17 protein-coding genes are annotated in these 19,845 nt (G+C 71.7%); 3 read left to right on the top strand and 14 right to left on the bottom strand.

From position 1 onward, the window contains the following. Window positions 1-14 precede the first annotated feature (14 nt). From ACZ5VQ_RS03665 to ACZ5VQ_RS03645, 5 genes are all read right to left on the bottom strand, one after another. Entirely contained in the window at window positions 15-2,597 is a 2,583-nt protein-coding gene (locus ACZ5VQ_RS03665; RefSeq protein WP_469103490.1) for a tetratricopeptide repeat protein, read from the bottom strand. A 156-nt stretch (window positions 2,598-2,753) separates the two neighbouring features. Then, complete coding sequence (locus tag ACZ5VQ_RS03660) at window positions 2,754-3,356, bottom strand: hypothetical protein (protein WP_362079058.1); 603 nt, start codon at window positions 3,354-3,356, stop codon at window positions 2,754-2,756. Between the two features lie 305 nt (window positions 3,357-3,661). Next, window positions 3,662-4,381, bottom strand: a complete 720-nt coding sequence (locus ACZ5VQ_RS03655; RefSeq protein ID WP_469103489.1) for a formylglycine-generating enzyme family protein — start codon at window positions 4,379-4,381, stop codon at window positions 3,662-3,664. A gap of 12 nt (window positions 4,382-4,393) precedes the next feature. Further along, window positions 4,394-4,777 carry a cupin domain-containing protein gene (locus ACZ5VQ_RS03650; protein WP_469103488.1) on the bottom strand — a complete coding sequence of 128 codons (384 nt, stop codon included), beginning with the start codon at window positions 4,775-4,777 and terminating at the stop codon, window positions 4,394-4,396. A 66-nt stretch (window positions 4,778-4,843) separates the two neighbouring features. Then, on the bottom strand, window positions 4,844-5,359 hold the full coding sequence (locus ACZ5VQ_RS03645; protein ID WP_469103487.1) for a PadR family transcriptional regulator: 516 nt from the start codon (window positions 5,357-5,359) through the stop codon (window positions 4,844-4,846). 84 nt (window positions 5,360-5,443) lie between these two features. Between ACZ5VQ_RS03645 and ACZ5VQ_RS03640 the strand changes: the two genes are divergently transcribed. After that, the gene (locus tag ACZ5VQ_RS03640; RefSeq protein ID WP_469103486.1) at window positions 5,444-6,871 is read left to right on the top strand and encodes a carotenoid oxygenase family protein; all 1,428 of its coding nucleotides are present in this window, start codon (window positions 5,444-5,446) and stop codon (window positions 6,869-6,871) included. Between the two features lie 52 nt (window positions 6,872-6,923). Here ACZ5VQ_RS03640 and ACZ5VQ_RS03635 read toward each other — a convergent pair whose 3' ends face one another. After that, window positions 6,924-8,078 (bottom strand): Gfo/Idh/MocA family protein, encoded by a 1,155-nt coding sequence (locus ACZ5VQ_RS03635; protein ID WP_362079073.1) that lies wholly within the window; start codon window positions 8,076-8,078, stop codon window positions 6,924-6,926. A 133-nt stretch (window positions 8,079-8,211) separates the two neighbouring features. Between ACZ5VQ_RS03635 and ACZ5VQ_RS03630 the strand changes: the two genes are divergently transcribed. Both ACZ5VQ_RS03630 and ACZ5VQ_RS03625 read left to right on the top strand, forming a co-directional pair. Then, window positions 8,212-9,222: a LacI family DNA-binding transcriptional regulator gene (locus ACZ5VQ_RS03630; RefSeq protein WP_469103485.1), complete on the top strand. Its 1,011-nt coding sequence runs from the start codon at window positions 8,212-8,214 to the stop codon at window positions 9,220-9,222. Window positions 9,223-9,378: 156 nt separating this feature from the next. After that, window positions 9,379-10,848, top strand: coding sequence for an FAD-binding protein (locus ACZ5VQ_RS03625; protein WP_469103484.1), 1,470 nt, complete (start codon window positions 9,379-9,381; stop codon window positions 10,846-10,848). A 28-nt stretch (window positions 10,849-10,876) separates the two neighbouring features. Here ACZ5VQ_RS03625 and ACZ5VQ_RS03620 read toward each other — a convergent pair whose 3' ends face one another. The 8 genes from ACZ5VQ_RS03620 to ACZ5VQ_RS03585 form a co-directional block, all read right to left on the bottom strand. Further along, entirely contained in the window at window positions 10,877-11,665 is a 789-nt protein-coding gene (locus tag ACZ5VQ_RS03620; RefSeq protein WP_469103483.1) for a hypothetical protein, read from the bottom strand. A 73-nt stretch (window positions 11,666-11,738) separates the two neighbouring features. Next, complete coding sequence (locus ACZ5VQ_RS03615; protein ID WP_469103482.1) at window positions 11,739-12,146, bottom strand: hypothetical protein; 408 nt, start codon at window positions 12,144-12,146, stop codon at window positions 11,739-11,741. A 25-nt stretch (window positions 12,147-12,171) separates the two neighbouring features. Continuing rightward, window positions 12,172-14,013, bottom strand: a complete 1,842-nt coding sequence (locus tag ACZ5VQ_RS03610; RefSeq protein WP_469103481.1) for a hypothetical protein — start codon at window positions 14,011-14,013, stop codon at window positions 12,172-12,174. 131 nt (window positions 14,014-14,144) lie between these two features. After that, entirely contained in the window at window positions 14,145-14,354 is a 210-nt protein-coding gene (locus ACZ5VQ_RS03605) for a heavy-metal-associated domain-containing protein (RefSeq protein WP_469103480.1), read from the bottom strand. A 99-nt stretch (window positions 14,355-14,453) separates the two neighbouring features. Continuing rightward, on the bottom strand, window positions 14,454-16,067 hold the full coding sequence (locus ACZ5VQ_RS03600; RefSeq protein WP_469103479.1) for a PucR family transcriptional regulator: 1,614 nt from the start codon (window positions 16,065-16,067) through the stop codon (window positions 14,454-14,456). Between the two features lie 220 nt (window positions 16,068-16,287). Next, a complete protein-coding gene (locus ACZ5VQ_RS03595) occupies window positions 16,288-17,682 on the bottom strand; it encodes an NAD(P)/FAD-dependent oxidoreductase (RefSeq protein WP_469103478.1) in 1,395 nt (464 codons plus the stop codon). Between the two features lie 42 nt (window positions 17,683-17,724). Beyond that, window positions 17,725-18,390 carry an HAD-IA family hydrolase gene (locus ACZ5VQ_RS03590; protein WP_469103477.1) on the bottom strand — a complete coding sequence of 222 codons (666 nt, stop codon included), beginning with the start codon at window positions 18,388-18,390 and terminating at the stop codon, window positions 17,725-17,727. 63 nt (window positions 18,391-18,453) lie between these two features. Further along, window positions 18,454-19,809 (bottom strand): MFS transporter, encoded by a 1,356-nt coding sequence (locus ACZ5VQ_RS03585; RefSeq protein WP_469103476.1) that lies wholly within the window; start codon window positions 19,807-19,809, stop codon window positions 18,454-18,456. Between the last annotated feature and the right edge of the window lie 36 nt (window positions 19,810-19,845).

The raw sequence follows: 19,845 nt of genomic DNA, 5'->3' as shown, positions 1-19,845 counted from the left end.
TCGGTTCTGCCCGCTCACTGGAATTGGGCGAGCTCCTGCCGGGTGCGCAAGGTCCAGGAGTGCTCCTCGCCGAGGTGCCGGACACGGTCCTGGAGTATCTGCCGCAGCAGCCGTGCGGCACGCGCCCGGTCGCCGGCCTCACCGACACAGCGGGCGTGGGCGTTGCGGCTGCCCAGGGTCGCGGGGTGGTCGTCGCCGAGGATCCGGGTGCGGTCCTGTACGAGGATCTCCAGCAGGTCGGCGGCCTCCGCGGCGCGGCCGACGGAGCCGAGGCCCCGCGCGTGACCGCTGCGGGCGGCGAGCGTGTGCGGGTGGTCGTCGCCCAGGACCGACCGGCAGTCGTCGACGAGGCGCTCGTACAGCTCCAGGGCTTCCTGGGTGCGGCCGCGGCGGCTGGTGCTGCGGGCGTGGGCGGCGCGGATCGCGAACAGATGCGGGTGGCCGTCGTCGAGTACGGCACGGCTGTCGGTGAGCAGCTCGTCGAGCAGCCGCGCGGCCTGGTCGGGATCGCCCGCCTCCCCGGTGAAGAAGGCCCGGTAGCGCCGCCACACCAGGGCGACCGGGCTGCGGGAGCCGTGCGTTCCGCCGTCCCGCGCGCCGTCCCCGTTGGCGTCGGCCAGCAGCGCGGTGAGCAGCGCCGCCGCCCTGGCGGGGTCTCCGGACTCGCCGAGGAAGCGCGCGTGCCCATGACGGGCCGCGACGGTGTCGGGATGGTCCGGGTCGAGGACTTGGAGGCAGTCCTGGATCAGCTCCTCGAACAGCTCGGCAGCCTGCGCCGCGTGTCCGGCCTCGCCCAGGAAGTGGGCGTGGTGGCGCCGGTTGTTGAGCGTGTACGGGTGGTAGGGGCCCTGTGTACGGGTCCGGTCGGCGACCAGGCTCTCGAAGAGCCGGGCCGCATGCGCGGGGCGGCCCGCGTCGCCCAGCAGATACGCGCGCCCGTAGCGGGTGCTGAGAGTGTGCGGATGGTCGGCGCCCAGCAGCCGGGTGCGGTCGGCGAGCACGGACTCGAACTCCGCCAGCGCCGGGCCGATCCGGCCGGACTCACCGAGGAACAGGGCAAGGTTGTTGCGGCTGTTGAGGGTGTGGGAGTGGCCGGCACCCAGGACCCGTGCGCGGTCGGCGACGACGTCGCGCAGCAGGTCCGCCGCTTCGGCGGGGCGGCCGGCCATCCCGACGTACCGGGCGTAGGCGTTGCGGTTCTCCAGTGACTCGCGGGCGTCCGGGCCCAGTTCGCCCGTCGACTCGGTCACCAGCTCCCCGTACAGCTCGACGGCCCGCGCGGGGTTGCCGGCTTCGCCCACACAGGTCGCGTACCACTGGCGGGGCAGCCGTCCGCGGCCCAGGCCCGCCTTCTCGAACGCGGCCATGGCGTGCGAGAGGTCTCCGCGCTGGTAGGCGGTCGTGCCGATGTCGAGTGCGCCGGTGGCGTTCGCGTGGTCGATGAGGGTCTCCCAGACGGCGTCCGGGATGCGCGGCGGCGGGACCTGCTCGTCGAGGGTGTGATGGAGGTAGTCGAAGGCCTGGAAGCGGTCACCGTCGTGGGGCAGCAGCAGACTGGAGGTGGCGTGCAGGGGTTCCGTCGCCCAGGTCAGCGCCTCCTCCCAGGGCTCCGGACGCAGCGCGGTGCCGCCGCGCCGCTCCAGATACACCTCGTGCAACCGGCGCAGGTCCTCTTGCGGCAGCGGCTGGTGGAAGCCCGTACGGCGGGCGTCCGCGGCGGCCGTCACCAGGGCGGCGGCGCGCGGATGGGTGCCGGGCGACCAGGCGTTATGCCACTCGTCCAGCAACTGCGGTGCGGCGGCCAGGTATTCGGCCACCCCGTGCCCGTGCCGGCCGGCGCCCTTGACCGCCGCCCTGATCCGGGGGTCCTCGGTGTGCCGTTCGGCGCGTGCGATCTCGGCCGCGCTCCACGTACGGTCGACCCGCACCGTGGTGGCCAGCCGGATCACCTCACGACCGCTGCGCAGGACGTCGAACCCGGGCTCGTTGTCGGCCCCCGACCTGGCCCCGAACTTGCCGTGCTGCTGGGCGCTCATCGTCGCCAGGATCACCACACTGGAGTCCTCGGAGCCCAGCATCCGCTGCACATGACCCGCGGTGAGCCCGCCGACCCCCAGAAAGACGTCCAGCTCGTCGAGCCACACCACGGCACGGCGCATCCGCACGACGAGGTCGACCAGCGGGACCACCGACTCCCGGCTGTCGGGCACGATGAGCCGGTACTTGGCGAAGTGCTTGCGCATCACTTCGTACGCGAGCCGCGACTTGCCCGCCGTCGACTCGCCGACCAGCAGGACGAACCCCTCACCCGCACTGAGCGCGGCCTCCACCTGCGGCATCATGTCCCGGTCGATGAACGCGGGCACCCGGCCGAGACCTGCCGCCCCACCACCGCCCGGCGGCGCCGGATGCACACCGAGCCAGATCGGATCCCGCGCGTCGGCCACGGTCGGCACACGCCCCCGCCGCGAGATCCTCAGCAGACCGGGTAACGCCTGCTGCCGCGCCGCGACCCGGTCCAAGGCCTGTCCACCCGAGGCCGCCGCGGCCCCCGCGGGCGCTGCGACGGCAGCACCCGGCGGCCCGAGAACCGCCATGAGCACCGGCCTGGCCAAGGCCGCCACCAAGCGCACCACCCCGGCCCCCGCCGACGCGAACCACCCCGCCCGCCACGCCATGACACCACCCCCGTGCGGCTGTTGACCCTCCTTTTCCCGCTCAGGGGCCGGTGTAGCCATGCGGGGGCGTTCCGCCTACTCGTTGGGGAACTTCCAGATGTACGGCTCGCCGTCCTCCTCCGACCAGTGGACCTCAAGAGACTTCGCGTTCGAGGGCACCAGGTACGACTCGCAGAAGACGTGGCTCTCGCCGGACTTCCAGGCCGTGACGTCGTACGGGTCCTCGCAGCCGGGCGCGTCGTCGGCGGAGCCGAGGAGGAGGGTGCCGCGTCGGCCGTCGGCCCAGATGGTGGTGCCGTCGCCCGCGTCGGAGTCGCTCGTGAGGGCCGGGCCCGCCTTGTGGGTGTACTTCACATGGGCGACCGCGAGGGCCAAGCCCTTGGCGTCGGCCTTGTCCTGGACCAGCTTCTCGGCCTCGGCCTCCGTGCCGAGGTCGACCTTCTGGGCGGTGATCTCGTAGGTGACCTTCCCGTCCTCCTCCTCGACCTTCCCCGTGGCACTCTCGCCGGTGGCCAGCTCGCCCCCGGACGGCGCTTCGGCCTGCGACGCGGTGGCCTTGGGCCGGGAGGACTTCTTCGCGTCCGTGCCGGTGTCGTCGCCACCGCCGCATGCGCTGAGGGTGAGCGCGAGGACGGCGGCGGGTGCGACGGCGCGCAGCGCGGAATTGTGGCGCAGCAAGACAGACTCCTTGAGATGAAAGGTGTGGGGGAGGCCCCGGCTGCCGGTGGCGGCGCGGCCTGGCGGGCCGCGGTCAACACGGGCGGGGCATGGGGGAGTTCGCGCACCTCGCCGAGGGCGCGATCACTGATCCGTTGTAGATCTTGGTGCAACCCAATGCGCTGCGTCAACAAATGTGAACGTTGTGTGAGGCGCGGCGCCCAGGCGTGGAGGACACGTTGAGCTCCGGGTTCGCCTGAGTTCCGGGTTGGCTTGGGCTCCGGGTCCGCCGCCGATCCCGGCAACTCCCCGTCCCCGTGGGCGGATCAGGGCGTGACGGAGCGCGCGACGCGGAACCCCACGTCGTCGACCTGGTAGCTGGGGTGGCTGCGGCGCCGGGCGGAGGCCCGGCAGCTCCAGTGCTCGTCGAACCAGCCACCGCCGCGCAGGACCCGATAGGTCCCGTAGACCTCGGCGTCGTAGACGTCCCAGCACCAGTCCCAGACGTTGCCGAGCATGTCGTGCAGGCCCCACGGGTTGGGCTGTTTGCCGCCCACGCCGTGGATGCGCTCGTCCGAGTTGCCGCGGTACCAGGCGATGTCGTCGAGCGGCCCGTAGCGCGGCCCGTTCGTACCGGCGCGGCAGGCGTGCTCCCACTCGGCCTCGGTGGGCAGCCGGTACCCGTCCGCGGCCCTGTCCCACTCGATGCCTTCTGTGCCTTCTACGATTTCTGCGCCTTCCAGCCCTTCCACGCCTTCGGAGTCGGCGTGGAAGCGATAGGCGGGGGTGAACCCCTCCTGCCGGGACAGGGCGTTGCAGAACCGCACCGCGTCCCACCAGGACACGCCCTCCACGGGCAGCCGGTCGCCCTCCGTGCTGCTCGGCCGTGCACCGGTGACCTGTGCGTACAGCGCCTGCGTGACCGGGAACGCCCCGAGCCGGTACGGCGCGAGGTCGACCTGCCAACTGCGTTGCGTCCGCCGGTCCGACAGCGTCACCTGCCCCGGCGGGACAGCGATCATCTCGTTCACCGTGCTCGTGTCCATGAGCTGTCGATCCTACTGAGGATCTCGGTCCGTCTCCGGGACCGCGTAGCCGGGCACGGACGGCCAGCGGACGGTCAGCACGACCGACTCCTCCTCCGCGAACCAGGAGTGGTCGACTCCGGGCCCCCACACCACGTAGTCACCCTGCTGCTGCAGCGTGACGCTGCGGCCGGGGAACTCCACACGGAAGCGGCCGCTCACCAGGACCTGGAGGGCCGTGCGTTCCTCGCCCTCGACCCACCGCGTCCGCTCGTCGCCCTTGGGGTGCACGCCCCACTTGATCTCCAGGGCCTCGCTGTGGCGCGGATCGTCGGCGTCCTTGAAGTGCCCGAGCAGCCACCCCCGGTCCAGCGCCGCGTCCTTGCCCGCGTTTCCCACATACACACTGTCGTTCACGCGCCCGGACGCTAGCAGTTGCCCGCGTCCGGTGCCGTGCCGAGGGCGGTTCGCGCGTACCCCGGCCTACCGTCCGTCCAGGATCGCGGGCAGCTCGTCCATCCAGGCCAGCACCGCCTCCTCGTAGCGGATGCCGAAGGCCAGCGTGGCCTCCGTGAAGCGGTCGGGGGCGCCCGCGGCCACCCTCTCCCGGTAGTCCGCGAGCCGCTTCTCGTGGTCGGCGCGGTGCCCGGCGATGAACTCCGTCAGCCGGTCCCGGTCCAGGGCGGAGCCGAAGGCGATGGTGAGCAGCAGCGGGTAGCGGATCTGTTCGGAGCCCGGCGGCTCGGCGAGCCATGCGGCGAAGGCGGCCCGGCCCTCGTCGGTGAGGCGGTAGGGCTGCCGCGACCGGGGGCCCGCGGGCCCGGCCTCGACGAGCCCACGGCCGGCGAGGGCCGCGAGCTCGCGGTAGACCTGGCTCCTGGTGAGGGTCCAGAAGTCGCCGATGAGCTGCTCGGCGGTGTGCACCAGCTCGTACCCGCTGGCTTCCCCGGCGTGCAGGAAACCGAGCAGCGAAGCCGCGGTGGGGTTGAGGTCGGCCATCCCGTTCTTCCCTTGACATTCCACTGTGGACGGTGTGCCATGAAATGAAGAGCACAGTCCACTGTGGCATGTCGGGAGGCGATCATGAGTACACCGGGTTTCGCGGCCGGGTTTCAGGGGCTGCACGACGAGGCCGAAGTCGCAGAGCTGCCGGTCAAGGGGACGCTCCCCGGCTGGCTGGAGGGGAGCCTGCTGCGCAACGGGCCGGCGCGCTATGACGCGGGGGAGCGCTCCCTGCGGCACTGGTTCGACGGACAGGCGATGCTGCACCGCTTCACCATCGACGACGGGAGGGTCTCCTACGCCAACAGGTTCCTCGACACCGCTTCCCGACGTGCCGTCGAGTCGGGGACGATCGCCTACCCCGAGTTCGCGACCGACCCGTGCCGCTCACTGTTCGCCCGTTTCTTCACCCGCTTCTCGCGCAGGCCCTCCGTGAACGCGAACGTCAACATCACCCGCTTCGGCGACCGCTTTGTGGCGCTGACCGAGACGCCGATACCGGTCGCCTTCGACCGGGACACGCTCGCGACCGCTGGAGTGGTTGGCTACGAGGACGAGTTGAGCGGCCAGCTGACCACGGCCCACCCACACCAGGACCCCACCACCGGCGACCTGGTCAACTACCTGCTGCACTTCTCGCGCACCAGCGAGTACCGCGTCTACCGGCAGAAGGCCACGGGCACGGCCCGCGAGCTGATCGGCAGCCGCCGGACCGCCCGCCCCTCCTACATGCACAGCTTCGCGATCACCGGCCGGTACGCGGTCCTCGCGGAGTTCCCGCTCGTGGTGAACCCGCTGAGCATCGTGCTCAGCGGCCGGCCGTTCATCGAGAACTACCGCTGGGAGCCGCAGCGCGGCACCCGCTTCACGGTCATGGACCTGCGCGACGGCTCGGTGCGTGGTGTGTACGAGGGGCCGGCGTTCTTCGCCTTCCACCACATCAACGCCTTCGACGACGGCGACGACCTCGTCCTCGACATCTGCTCGTACGAGGACGCCTCCGTCATCGACGCGCTGTACCTGGACCGACTGCGCGCGGGCGACGCGATCCCGTTCGCGCTGCCCACCCGCTACCGCATCGGCCTCGGCACCGGCGACGTCGAGGTGCGGCGGCTGTCGGAGGAGCCACTGGAGCTGCCGCGCATCGCGTACGACCGGCACAACGGCGTCGACTACCGCTACGCGTACGGTGTGGGCGCTCGCGACCGCAGCGGTGACGACTTCCTCAACCAGCTCGTGAAGGTCGACGTGACGACAGGGCGGACGCTGAAGTGGTCCGAGGAGGGCTGCTATCCGGGCGAGCCGGTCTTCGTGGCGGCACCGACGGCGGCGCCCGGCGCGGAGGGCGAGGACGACGGCGTCGTGCTGTCGGTGGTCCTCGACCCGGCGCGGGGCTCGTCGTTCCTGCTCGTGCTGGACGCCCGCACGTACGAGGTGCTGGCGCGCGCGGACGTGCCGCACGTCATCCCCTTCGGCTTCCACGGGCTGTTCACCCGGCACACCTCGTAGGTACGGGCCTCGGCCCTTGCGAGTGCCTCGGCCCTCACGCGGGCTTCGGTCCTTACGCGGGACTCGCCCAGGTCCCGCTCTCGGCGGAGCGGGACATCGCGTCCAGGGCGGCCGCGCTGTGGACGGCGTCCTCGACCGTGGCGCCGTACGCGGTGCCCTCTGCGATCGAGCGCAGGAAGTTGTAGGCCTCGATCACCTTGAGGTCGTCGTAGCCCATGCTGTTGGCCGAGCCCGGCTGGAACGCGGCGTACTCGCCGTGCCCGGGGCCCACGTACAGCGTGCTGACCGGCTGGTCCTGGTACGCCGTGCCCCGGCTGACGCTCAGCTCGCCCATGCGGCGGAAGTCCCAGGAGACCGCGCCCTCGGTGCCGTGGATCTCGAAGCCGTAGTTGTTCTGCTCGCCGACCGAGACCCGGCAGGCCTCCAGGACACCGCGGGCGCCGGAGGCGAAGCGCAGGAGGCAGGACACGTAGTCCTCGTTCTCCACCGGGCCCAGCTCGCCGCCCGCCGAGCGGGTGTGGCCCGCGGTGGCACCGGTGGGCCGGGCACGCTCGGGGACGAAGACGGCCGTGTCGGCGGCCAGCGACGCGATCTCGCCGAGCAGGAAGCGGGCCAGGTCCACACCGTGCGAGGCGAGGTCGCCCAGCACTCCGCTGCCGCCGCGCTCACGCTCGTACCGCCAGGTCAGGGCGCCCTCGGGGTGGGCCGCGTAGTCACTGAAGAGACGGATACGGACGTGTGTGACCGTGCCGATCCCGCCAGAGGCGATCAGTTCGCGGGCCGCCGCGACGGCAGGTGCGTTGCGGTAGTTGAAGCCGACCGTGCCCTGCACGCCCGCCTTCGCCACGGCGCCGGCCACGGCCCGCGCGTCCTCGGCGGTGAGACCGACCGGCTTCTCGATCCAGATGTGCTTGCCCGCCTCGGCCATGGCGACGCCGATCTCGCGGTGCAGGAAGTTCGGGGCGGCGATGCTCACCGCCCGGACCCGCGGGTCGGCGGCGACCTCCCGCCAGTCCCGGGCCGCCGTCGCGAAGCCGTACTGCTCGGCGGCCTCCTCGGCCCGGCCGGGCACCTCGTCGGCCACGGCGACCAGTTCGGGCCGCACGGACAGCTGAGGGAAGTGGTGCGGCACACGGGCGTACGCCTGGGTGTGCACCCGCCCCATCCAGCCGAACCCCACGACGGCGACGCCGAGCGTACTCACCATGACTGCCCTTCTTTGGACCGGTCCAGAACTCTTCCGGTTCACACTGAAGGCCCGTTCCCGCACGTGTCAACCCCAGGAGGACTCCATGAGGTCCCTTTGACAACCCGTCGATCCCTGTGGAACGGTCCATTTCATGAGACCCCCGACGATCCGCGACGTCGCCGAACGGGCCGGAGTGTCGAAATCCCTGGTCTCGCTCGTGCTGCGCGGATCCGGCCAGGTGCGCCCCGAGAAGCGGCAGGCCGTGCTGGCCGCCGTCGAGGAACTCGGCTACCGGCCCAACGCGGCAGCGCGCAGCCTCAGCGAGCGGCGCACCCGCACGGTGGGTGTGCTCCTCAACGACATGCGCAACCCCTGGTTCGTCGAACTGCTCGACGGCCTCAACTCCCTGCTGCACGCCCACGGCCTGCGCATGCTCCTTGCCGACGGTCACCTCAACCTGCGCCTCGGCGAGGACCTCACCCGCGCCTTCACGGACCTGCGGGTCGACGGCCTGATCGCCGTCGGTACGCTGCCGGGCCCCGAGGCGCTGCGCACGGCGGCCACGCGGGTGCCCACCGTCGTCGCGGGCGCCCGCGAACCCGTACTGCCGCACGTCGACCTCGTCGCCAACGACGACCAGCACGGCGCCCGGCTCGCCACCGAGCACCTCATCGCGCTCGGCCACCGGCGCATCGCCCACATCGCGGGACAGGGCATGGTCGGCGAACTGCGCCGCCGCGGCTTCGAGACCGTCATGCGCGAACACGGACTGTCCGACACGGCCGTCGTGGAACAGGGCGACCCGACCGAGGAGGGCGGCTACCGGGCCACGGTCAGGCTGCTGAGCTCCGGCGAACGGCCCACCGCCGTCTTCGCGTTCAACGACATCGCCTGTGTCGGCGCCCTGTCGGCCGCCGAGGAACTCGGCCTCCGCGTACCGCACGACCTCTCCCTCGTCGGCTACGACAACACCTACCTCGCGCGCCTGCGCCACCTGTGGCTCACCACTGTGGACAGTGCCGGCCACGACGTCGGCCGCCGCGCCGCACAGTGCCTGCTCGACCGCATCGCCGACCCCGCCCGTCCAGCCGAGGTCGTCCTCAGCACGCCGGTGCTGGAGGTACGGGGCACGACGGCCGCCCCGCACGAGCCCCACGCCTGAGCGTCACGCACGCCACGAGCCCCGACGGCACGGGTGACCGCCCGACCCGGACGAAGCCCGGGGAGCCCCGGCGCGGGGCCGTGTCCTCGTGCGCCAACGGCTCTAGAGTGGGCGGCTTCTGACCGGTTCACCGTGTCCTTCCCCCTGGAGGAGCGCATGTCCCGCAGACCGCCCCGACGTTCCGTGCTGCGTGGCCTGGCCGCCGCCGGAACCGCGGTGATCGGCTTCGACCCCTTCACACGGAGCTGGGCGGTGACCCCGTCCGACCGGCCGCTGCACGGCATCCCCGAGCTGGACGGCACCCTCCACACCGACGAGGCCTCGCTGAGCGCCGCCGCCGACGACTTCGGCCACATCGTGCACCGCCGTCCGGCCGCGGTGCTGCGGCCGGGCTCCGTCGCGGACGTCGTGGCGATGGTGCGGTTCTGCGACAGGCGCGGAATCCCGGTCGCCCCACGCGGACAGGGCCACGCCACGAACGGTCAGGCACAGGTCGCCGGCGGCCTGGTGGTCGAGACCACTCCGTTCGCCGCGATCCAGCCCCTCGGCCCCGGCAGCAACAGCGTCCGGGTAGGCGCCGGCGCGAAGTGGAGCGACGTCGCCAAGGCCACCCTCGTCCACGGCCTGACCCCTCCCGTCTTCACCGACTACCTCGAACTCTCCGTCGGCGGAACGCTGTCCGTCGGCGGCCTCGGCGGCCAGACCCACCGCCACGGCGCGCAGGTCGACAACGTCCTGGAGCTCGAAGTCGTCACCGGCGCGGGGGAGTTGCTGCGCTGCTCCCCGACCCGCCACCAAGACCTGTTCCTCGCCGTACTCGCCGGCCTCGGCCAGTGCGCCGTGGTCGTCGGCGCGACCGTACGACTGGTCCGCGCGCCCGAGACCGTGCGCCACTACCTTCTGCCGTACGACGATCTGCGGACCTTCGTGGAGGACCAGCGCCTGCTCGTGCGCGACCGACGGTTCGCCTACGTCGAGGGGCAGATCGTTCCGGATGCCACGGGTGCCTTCCGCGGGTACGTCATCGAGGCCGTCGCGTACGGACCTCCCGCGGGAGACGTTCCCGACGACGCCGCGCTCCTGCGGGGCCTGCGGCACGACCCGTCCGGCGCGGAGATCACCGACATCCCGTACTACGACTTCCTCGACCGGCTCGCCCCGGCCGTCGCCGCCCTCAAGGAAGCCGGGCTGTGGGCGTACGCCCATCCATGGCTCAACCTGCTCCTGCCCGGCCGGAAGGCGGCCGACGTGGCGGGCCGGCTCCTGGACGCGCTCACCCCGGACGACGTGGGTCCGGGCGGCGTCGTGCTGCTGTACCCGCTGGTGCGCGAACACCTGCGGACCCCGCTGCTGCGCATGCCCGACGACCCCGTGCCCTACCTCTTCGCGATCCTGCGGACCACCCCTCCCGACGACGCGGCGTCGGTCCGGCGACTGCTGGCGGCCAACCGGTCCGCGTACGACCTCGTGCGCGCAGCCGGCGGCACCCGGTACCCGGTCGGCTCCGTGCCCTTCGACCAGGCCGACTGGCGACGGCACTTCGGGCCCGCCTGGCCCGGGTTCGCCGCCGCACGGAAGAGGTACGACCCGCGCGGGATCCTCGTCCCCGGACAGGGAATTTTCTGACCGGGCGGGTCAGGCTGCGACGACCCGGTCAGCCGACCGGGTCGTCGCACCGGGGCCCGGGCGGGCAGAACCAGAGCAGGGCCGTGTCCACGAGCTCCCGTTCGTCCTCGGTCCCGTCGGCCTCGGAGCCGTACGCGACCAGCGCGTACCGTTCGCCGTCCGTCGCCTCGAAGCGATGGTCGATGACGTGCCGGGTGCCGCCGCCCAGCTCGCCCGCGATCTCGTCGGCGCGGTACTCATGCTCGGCTGCCTGCCCCACGGCGCTCGGGACCTCCTCCATGGCGACCGGTTCGTATCCGTCGAGCTTCTCCGCCTCGATCTGCGCGGCCTGCAGCGAGGAGTACGGAGAGGTCTCCATCACCTGGAACACCTGAAGCCGTCGGGTGCCGTCCGGACTGCGGTAGTCGACGATGTCGATGCCGTACTGCGACGACCGGCTCTCGCGCTCCCAGCCCTTCGGCAGCGCCACCCGATACCCCGCGAGGTCCTGGAGGGACTCGTAGTCCTCGGGGAGGGCGGCCGACGACTCGAAGGTGGTGTCCTGCGAGGGCGATCCGTCCGCGGGAACGTCGTCTCCGGTCCCGCCCGAGGTCGTCTGCGAGGAGTCCTGTTGGGCGGCGGGGTCCTTGTACGGTTCCGGCTCGTCCTTCCAGGCCAGTGCCCAGATGCCGAAGGCGAGCCCGGTGACCGCGAGCACGATCCCCGTCTGCTGCCGGACGCTCTTCTGCCGCGGCACGTCCAGGTACTGGTCGGTGTGGAAGAGACGTTCGCGCCGGGAACCGCCCCACTCCTGCCGCTCGGTGTCGAACACCCTCATCGCCGCGGCCCTCCGTGTCGCCGTCCCGCGCCCGTCATCGGCTGCCTGCCGCCGTGCGTCGTCATCGCGCCGGTCATCCGAGGAGCTGGGCGATGCCCTGGACGACGGCTGTGGCCGAGGCGACGGCTCCGGCGGCCGCGGCCTGTGATCCCAGCCAGCCGCGTACGCCCGTCAGCAGGCGGGTGAGGCGGTCAGGCCCGGCGGCGCCGGTGCGCGTGATCTCCGCCTCCGCGTCCGCCAGTTCGCCGTCGAGGGTCGTGTCCTCGGCGCTCGGCTCCCGCGCGGGCAGGGCTTCGCGGAGGGCGCGAATGGCCCGGAGCAGTTCTTCGTGCCGCACGTCCGGCTCCGCCGCGGTGTGGTTGACGGAGTAGGCGCTGCCATGGCTGCCGGTGGCGATCGAGCCGCCGCTCATGGAGCCGATGTGCACGCCCCCGCCGTCCTGCGTCGGCCGGCCGGGGATGGGGTGTCCTGTGTCGCTCATGTGCTGGGTCCTTGGGGTCCGGTGCCTAGCTGGGATCGGTGCGCGGTGTGCCCTGCGCCGGTGCGGGGGCGGTGTTGTGCGAGGTGGCACTGCCGTGGGCGCCGGTGGCGACGGAGCCGCCGGACATCGCCTGGACGAAGACGCTGCCACCGCTGACCTGGTAGACGTGCTGTTCGAACTGCTCGGTCTGGTAGCCGTGGGCGTGGAGCGCCTGGCGCACGCCGTTCACGATGCGCTCCTCGACGGTCTTGATGTACCGGGTGACGTCCATCTCCTGATAGGGCGACAGCCAGGAGGTGGCGGTCAGCTGGCGCAGCGAGACCCGGGGCACGTCGGGGGCCGGTTCGCGGGTGGTCCAGCCGGTGCTGAGTTCCCTGGAGACGGTCTTCAAGGCGCTGATGCCCGCGCTGACGCCGGTGGTGGGTCCGTGGCCGAGGGCCCGCACCGCGCCGCGCGCCCAGCCCTCGGGCAGCCGGTCCACCAGGGCGTCCACGTTCCTGAAGTCCTTGCGGACCGGGCCGAGTACGTACGGCGAGACCTCCAGCACGAGCATGCCGCCCTGGGTGTGCACGCGGACCAGGACCGTCACCACGACCTGTTCGTGCCAGGCGCCGATGCGGACGCGCAGGAACACGCGCCGCCCCTCGCCGCCCTCGTCGACGGCTTCCTTCAGGTGGGCGGCGACCTGGACGGGGTCGTAGACCGTCAGACCGTCCCCGCCGGCTCCGCCCGCGGCCGTCGCGCTCGCGTCCGGGCTGCCGCCGACGTGCAGTTTCTCGTCACGGGCGACACCGCCCGGCAGATACACGAACCGGTCGATCTCCAGTTTCCGGAGCCGGTCCTTCCCGGTGCGTGCGGCCGAGTCGCGCAGCCGCAGCAACTGGGGCTCGATCATGGCGAGTGCGCGCTCGGCGGTGAGCGGTCCCTTGTCCTGGTGCGGGATCAGGGCTCCGTTCGAGGCGGCATCGGCCGGGGCGGCGGGTCCGGTCGGCGGCCCGGAGCGCTTGCGCAGTTCCATCGCGAAGGACCAGGCGCGACGCCCCGCACCCAGTCCGACGAAGGGGCTGTCCGCCTCGTAGAGCGTCAGGGCTGCCTTCTGCTCGCGCTGAATGTTGGCGAGCAGGTCCTCGTACAACGGCCCTGATGGCAGCTCCGGTTGAGCCGTCTTCTGGAAGGTCCAGCGTGACAGCCAGCGGCACAGGGCTCGGCGCTGAGTTGCCTGGTGCCACCATGCGATCAGGGCGATGAGCAGCGGAAACAGCAGCGGGTACGGAGTCTGTACGGTGCCGCGGAGCACCCCGGCCACAAACCAATACCAGTAGAAGACCGCGAACATCACCGCACACCACGTCACCGTGCGGCCGAAGCCCACGGCCGCCTTGGCCACCGGATCGGGAAGGCCTGCCTGACGCCCCTCGGAGCTCTGCGACTTCACGGCGTGGGCGAACCAGAGGCCGAGGGCGACGAACGCGTAGAACTGCGACCACGGCATGGGCATTCCGGCGGTGAGCTTCTCGTCGCCGGTGTAGAACGCGGTGAACACGTCGCCGAATCCGACCTCGGCTCCGTCGCCCCAGCTGTCGGCGACGCGGTCCCAGAACATCACGACGTCGGACAGCAGGAACCCGAGCCAGGCGACCAGCATCAGCCCCGCCGTGCGTGCCTCCTGCCGTGTGACGCGCACGGCATGGGCCAGTACGGGCAGGACGTCGACCCCCAGCGGAGGGGCCACGGGCCGCTCCTGGTGATCCACGAGTTCATCGATGACCCGGCGCCGGAAACCGGCGTCCTGATAGACGCCGGCACACAACAGCCGGGTCGCCTCCGTGCGGCTGTACGGATGTTCCGGGAGGCTCACTCCGGCCACGTCGCTCCTATGTCCCCTGGTGTCAGGGGAAGGAAGCTAGTGGACGACCGGCCCCGTCCGTCCGGTCGTCGGGCACCGGCACTTCGTTAGGGTGAAAGGCCGCGCTTCCGCTGGACAGGGTCCCGGAGGAGTCAGAGAACGGCGGCCACCTCGAAGCCCGCCTCGGTGATCGCGGCGCACACCCTCGAACCGTCGAGCGCCTCGCCCGTCACGGTCACCGAACCGGTGTCGAGGTCGATGCCGACCCGGTCGACGCCGAACACCCCGCAGACCTTGGTCTCCAGGGCGTCGGCACAGCGGCCGCAGGTCATTCCGATGACGTGGTACCGCTGTTCAGTCATGATCCCTCGTCTCTTCCCGACGTGCGCACGCACGCTGTGGGAGCCGCTCCGGGATCAGATACGCGTCCGCCGACGGCGGTGTTCACCCCCGCCGGCTACTCACAGGGAAGCCGGTCGGACGGTCCCGCCCGCACCGCCGAGCACGTCCAACGCCGTGACGGCCACGTGCAGTTGGGTGCGATGGGCGCCGGACTCCAGGTCGTTGCCCAGGAGCCGCTCGATGGTCCGCAGCCGTTGGTAGAAGGCCTGCCGGGAGAGCCCGACGTGCTTGGCAGCGATCGACTTGTTGCCGGCGGCGACGAGATATTCGCGCAGGGTCGAGAGCAGGTCGCTGCCGTGTCGTGCGTCGTGCTGGACGAGGCGCCCGAGCTGCTGTTCCACGTACCGCTGCACGCGCACGTCGTCGCGCAGGGAGTACAGCAGTTCCGGCAGACCGATGTCCGACGCGACATGGAAGGGGCGGTCGCCCGTCCCGGGGCCGATCGCGTCGGCGATCTGTTCGGCCTCGCGGAACGACCTGGTGACCTGGCTGAGTTCGGTGACTCCGGGGCCGACCGCCACCACGAGCCCCTCCCCGAACGCGCCGCGCAGATCCCGGCCGACGCGTTCCACGACGGGCTGCCAGGCCGAGGCGCGGGCCAGCGCGAGCAGCAGTCCGGTCCGGTGTTCGGACAGGTCTCCCACCAGGGCCTTGACCCCCGAGATGGGCAGTTCCGTGGCGAGGTGCCCGGTCACCGTGGTGTCGCCGTCGGCCGTGCCCGCGTGGTCGATGACGACCGGGACGAGGCGGTGGCCGGTGGTGGGCAGTCCGAGCGCCTCGGCCCTCAGGCGCGCCTCGGTACGGCTCCGGTAGCGCCAGTGGAGCAGATCGATCAGGACGGAACTGTGCGCGCGCCGGTCCCACTCGGGCTTGCCGGTGAGCCGCGCCAGGGTGAGGGCGGTGGCGGCCTGTTCGAGGATCATCGTCTGCTCGGGGCCGATCGGCGGACCGGACACGTGCGGCAGCATGATCAGCCGCCCCCACCGTCTGCCCCGGTCCTCGACCGGCGCCACGAGCCAGCCCTCGGGCCCGCTCGCCGCCGCCCGGTCCGGCGTGGGGGCGGTGCGCGAGCGTCGCGGCCAGGCCTCCAGGACCTGTCCGTCCGGAGGACCGGCGGTCCGGCAGATCACCGCGTGGTGGATGAGGTTCTCCAGGACCACCGGACACCCCGTGAGGTCCGCGGCGGCCTGTACGAACTCCTCCGGGTCCGCGCCGCGCAGGGTGAGCGAGGTGAACAGTTCGCGCACCTGCTGGGCGCGGCGCAGCAGTTCGCCCTGCGCGTCCAGGATCAGCGCGTGGACGGTCTGGGTGACCTCGATGAACCGAACCCCGCGGGCCAGCACGATCAGCGGCAGGTCCCTTTCCCGGCAGGCGGTGACCAGTTCCTGCGGCGCGTGCTGGTAGCGGCGCCCCAGTTCCACGACCAGCCCGGCCACGCCCACGTCCGCCAACTGGTCGACGTAGCCGCGCAGTTGGGTGGGATCGGCCGGGTGCGGCATGCCCGTGGTGAGGACGAGCTCGCCGCCCTCCAGGAAGGAGGCCGGGTCGAGCAGTTCGGTGACATGGACCCAGCGGACCGTGCGCGACAGCTGGTCCTTGCCTGCCGCCACCCGGGGCAGACCGGCGGCGATGACGGGCAGCCGCAGCACGTCCGCGACCGTGAGGAACGGCATGGGGGCAGCTCCAGTCCGACGACGTGCCGACCGACCCGGCACGATGTCCGGACCACTCTGAAGGGTGAGACAGACCGGCGCAAGGCCCGATTGCCCAGCTCAGCGCCGTGCCCCGCCCCGTAGGGGCGCGGGGAACGGCGCGAGCAACCACACAGAACCGGCAGCCGCGAACGCACAACGCGCCCTTGGGCGAAGAGGCGACCAGAACCAACGGCACGCGTCACGGCCGCCGCGCGATCAGATCCGCGACCGTGGCGATCGGAGACGTACGGGCCCGCCCTCCCGCCTCGTGCCGGTCCGCCCACCGGTAGGCGACGTACAGCCCGCGCACGCCCAGCCAGCGCAGCGGTTCCGGCTCCCAGGTGCCGGGGCGGTGCCCGGTCCACGGCAGCCGGGTCAGCCGGGACTCACGCCGGAGCACCAGATCGGTGAGGGTGCGGGCGGCGAGGTTCGTGGAGGTCACACCGTGTCCGACATAGCCGCCGGCCCAGCCGAGCCCGGTGGCGCGGTCGAGTCCCACGGTGGCTGACCAGTCGCGGGGCACGGCGAGCACACCGCACCAGGCGTGGTCGACCCGGGCACCGGCGGTCTGCGGCAGCATCTCGTGGAGCGTGTCGGTGAGCTGGCCGATGGTCCGGTCGTCCACCTGCCCCGCGTCGTCGGTGCGGGAGCCGAAGCGGTACGGGACACCGCGGCCCCCGATCGCGATCCGGTCGTCCGGGGTGCGCTGCGCGTACATGTGCCCGTGCGCCGTGTCGCCCAGCGTCTCCCGGCCCGCCCAGCCGATCTCCTCCCACACCTCCTTCGGTAGCGGTTCGGTGGCGATCATCGAGCTGTTCATGGGCAGCCAGGCGCGGCGCAGCCCCTTGAACGAGGCCGTGAACCCTTCTGTCGCACGCAGGACGACAGGTGCACTGACCGTGCCGTGCGCGGTGACCGCCCGCCCCGGCTCGATGGCGGTGACCGGGGACTTCTCGTGGAGGGTCACGCCGAGCCGTTCGACCGTCGCGGCGAGCCCCTGGACCAGGGCCGCGGGCTGCAGCCGGGCGCAGTGCGGGGTCCAGGCCGCGGCCGTCATACGGTCGACCCGGATGCGGTCCGCGGCCTCCTCAGGCGTGAGCATCACGGCGTCCGGCACGCCCCACTCGTGGTCGGCCGCGGTCTTGTGGCGCAGCCTGGTCGCCTGCGCGGGGGTGCGGGCCACCCGCAGGATGCCGCCCTTGACGATGCCGGCGTCGATGCCCTCGCGCTCGGCCACGGCGACGATCTCGTCGACGGACTCGTTCATCACGCGCTGGTAGTCGAGCACGGCATCCCGCCCGTACTGCTTCGCCAGTCGGTCGCGGGCGCCGGGCACGAGCCCCGACGCCCAGCCGCCGTTGCGGCCGGAGGCGCCGAACCCGGCGAACTCGGCCTCCAGGATGGTGATGCGCAGCGACGGGTCGGCCAGTTTGAGGTAGTACGCGGTCCACAGTCCGGTCAGTCCGGCGCCCACGATGCAGACATCGGCGTCGCGGTCACCGGGCAACGCGGCGCGTGGGGTGGGCAGTTCGGCGAACCAGTGGGAGACCCGGCCGTTGACCGGGCCGGGCAGGCCGAGCGTGGTGGCGCTCACGGGGTGTCCTTTCACGGCGGCTGGACGAGGAGACGACGAAGGTCAGACGCCGAGCAGGGGAGGCAGCTCGGAGAGGTCGCTGATCTCCTCGTACGGCTGGTAGGCGGCCGAGCCGGGGAAGCCGTACCGGTTCACCCAGATCCGCCGCATGCCCTCGTACCGCTTGGTCGGCATGATGTCGTACTCCCATCCCTGCGCGGTGTGGATGATGTCCTCGGGGCCGCGTCCTGTGGCCTTCATCAGGTACTCGAAAGCCTGCGGGAGCGGCTTGTACGCTCCGGCCTGCTCGGCGGTGAGGACGTAGTCCCACTCCACGCCGAGCTCGTCGACGGCGTACGAGATGAGGTCGTCCTCGCTGTTGGAGAGGATGGCGATGTCGTACTCGCCCTTGAGGCGGCGCAGCGCGTCCGGGACCTCGCGGAACGGCGTGAATTTCTTGATGGCCTCGATCAGCGCCTCGCCGTCCTCGTCCCGGTACTCCAGGCCGTGCAGCAGCATGACGTTGCGCAGGGTGCGGCGGACGACCTCGCGGTAGGGGCGGTAGTCGTCGACGACGCCCTGGAAGCGCATGACGTACGCGTCGTGGTGGAACTGGTCCGGGTCGACTCCGAACTCGGCCAGGCGGTCCTTGACGATGTCGTGCGTGGCGGTCCGGGTGTCGAAGTTGATGAGGGTCCGGTAGCAGTCGAAGCTGACGACCTTGCGCATGGAGTGAACTCCTCTGTGTGGGACGGGGGTTGAGGCGTAAGAGGGAAGGGGGGTGAGTGGGGTTCAGGACCGGTTGCTGGCCTCGGTCAGGCCCAGGTCCTTGGTCTCGGGGGCCAGGAAGTAGGAGACGACGAGTCCCACGAGCGTGATCGCCACGGCGATGCCGAGCGTGCCGCGGACGCCCAGGTCCTCGGCGGCGATCGGCAGGAGGAACGTGGAGGAGGCGGAGCCCACGCGGCTCATGGCGGTGGCGATGCCCACGCCCGTGGCCCGCAGGTCGGTCGGGAACAGCTCGCTCGGGTAGACGAACTGCAGCCCGCTGCCCGCCGCCTCGAAGAACTGGAAGGCGGCGAACAGCGCCACCACGACGAAGGCCCAGTGCAGCGGCAGGACCGCAAGCGCGATCAACGAGACGTTGATGCACACGAAGCTGCTGATCAGCAGCGACCGGCGGCCGATCCGGTTGACGACCACCAGGCCGAGCCCGATGCCGGCCACCGCGATGGTGGTGATCAACGCGCTCGCGCCGTACGTGCTCCCCACGCCGAACGCGGACAGCATCTGCGGCTGGAAGGAGCGGACCGCGAAGGCGGGCGCCACCTGACAGATCCAGAAGACGGAACAGAAGATGACCGGGACCGTGTAGCCGCGTTTGAAGATCTCGACGAGATTGCCGAGCCCGGAGCCGCCCCGCTTCTCCTGGCGGCCCTCCGCGAGCAGCTCCTCGTCGCTCACCTCCTGGCCGAGGTGCTTGCGGACGACCGCCTTCGCCTCGTCCGTGCGGCCGCGCGAGGCCAGCCAGCGCGGGGACTCGGGGATGCCGGCCCGCATGAAGAGGAAGACCAGCGCGGGGACCGTGCCGGAGGCCAGCATCCAGCGCCAGGAGTCGTCGCCGAGGCCGGTCAGCGCCCAGCCCACCCAGTAGCTCACTCCGTACCCGACCCACCACGCGAGGACCAGGCCTGACAGGGCCGGGCCGCGCATCCGGCGGGGCACCAGCTCGGTGGTGAGGGCGGAGGCGATGGGGTAGTCGGCGCCGATCGCGATGCCGATGAGCAGCCGCAGCACCAGCAGCTGCCAGACCTCCGTGACGAAGAACTGGAGCGCCGAGAAGACCACGAAGGTGGCCAGGTTGAGGACGTACATCAGATGGCGGCCGACCCGGTCGGTGATGGGACCGAAGACCGCGCCGCCGATGAACACGCCGACCAGGACGGAGGCGGCGATCAGGCCCGTCCACAAGGTGTCGAGGGCGAGTGCGGGCGTGATGAGGCCGAGGGCGACACCCATCACTCCGAGCAGATAGCCGTCACAGAAGGGGCCGCCCATGGCGACCACCATGATCCGGCGGTGGAAGGAACTGACGGGCGCGTCGTCGAGCGACGAGGCCCCGCCGGTGGTCGATGAGGTCAGGGACATGCTTGAGGCTCCTGGGGGACGCGGGAAGGCGAGGGG

The organism is Streptomyces sp. NPDC033178 (genome assembly GCF_055577685.1).
This window is presented reverse-complemented; position numbering and strand designations above follow the sequence as displayed.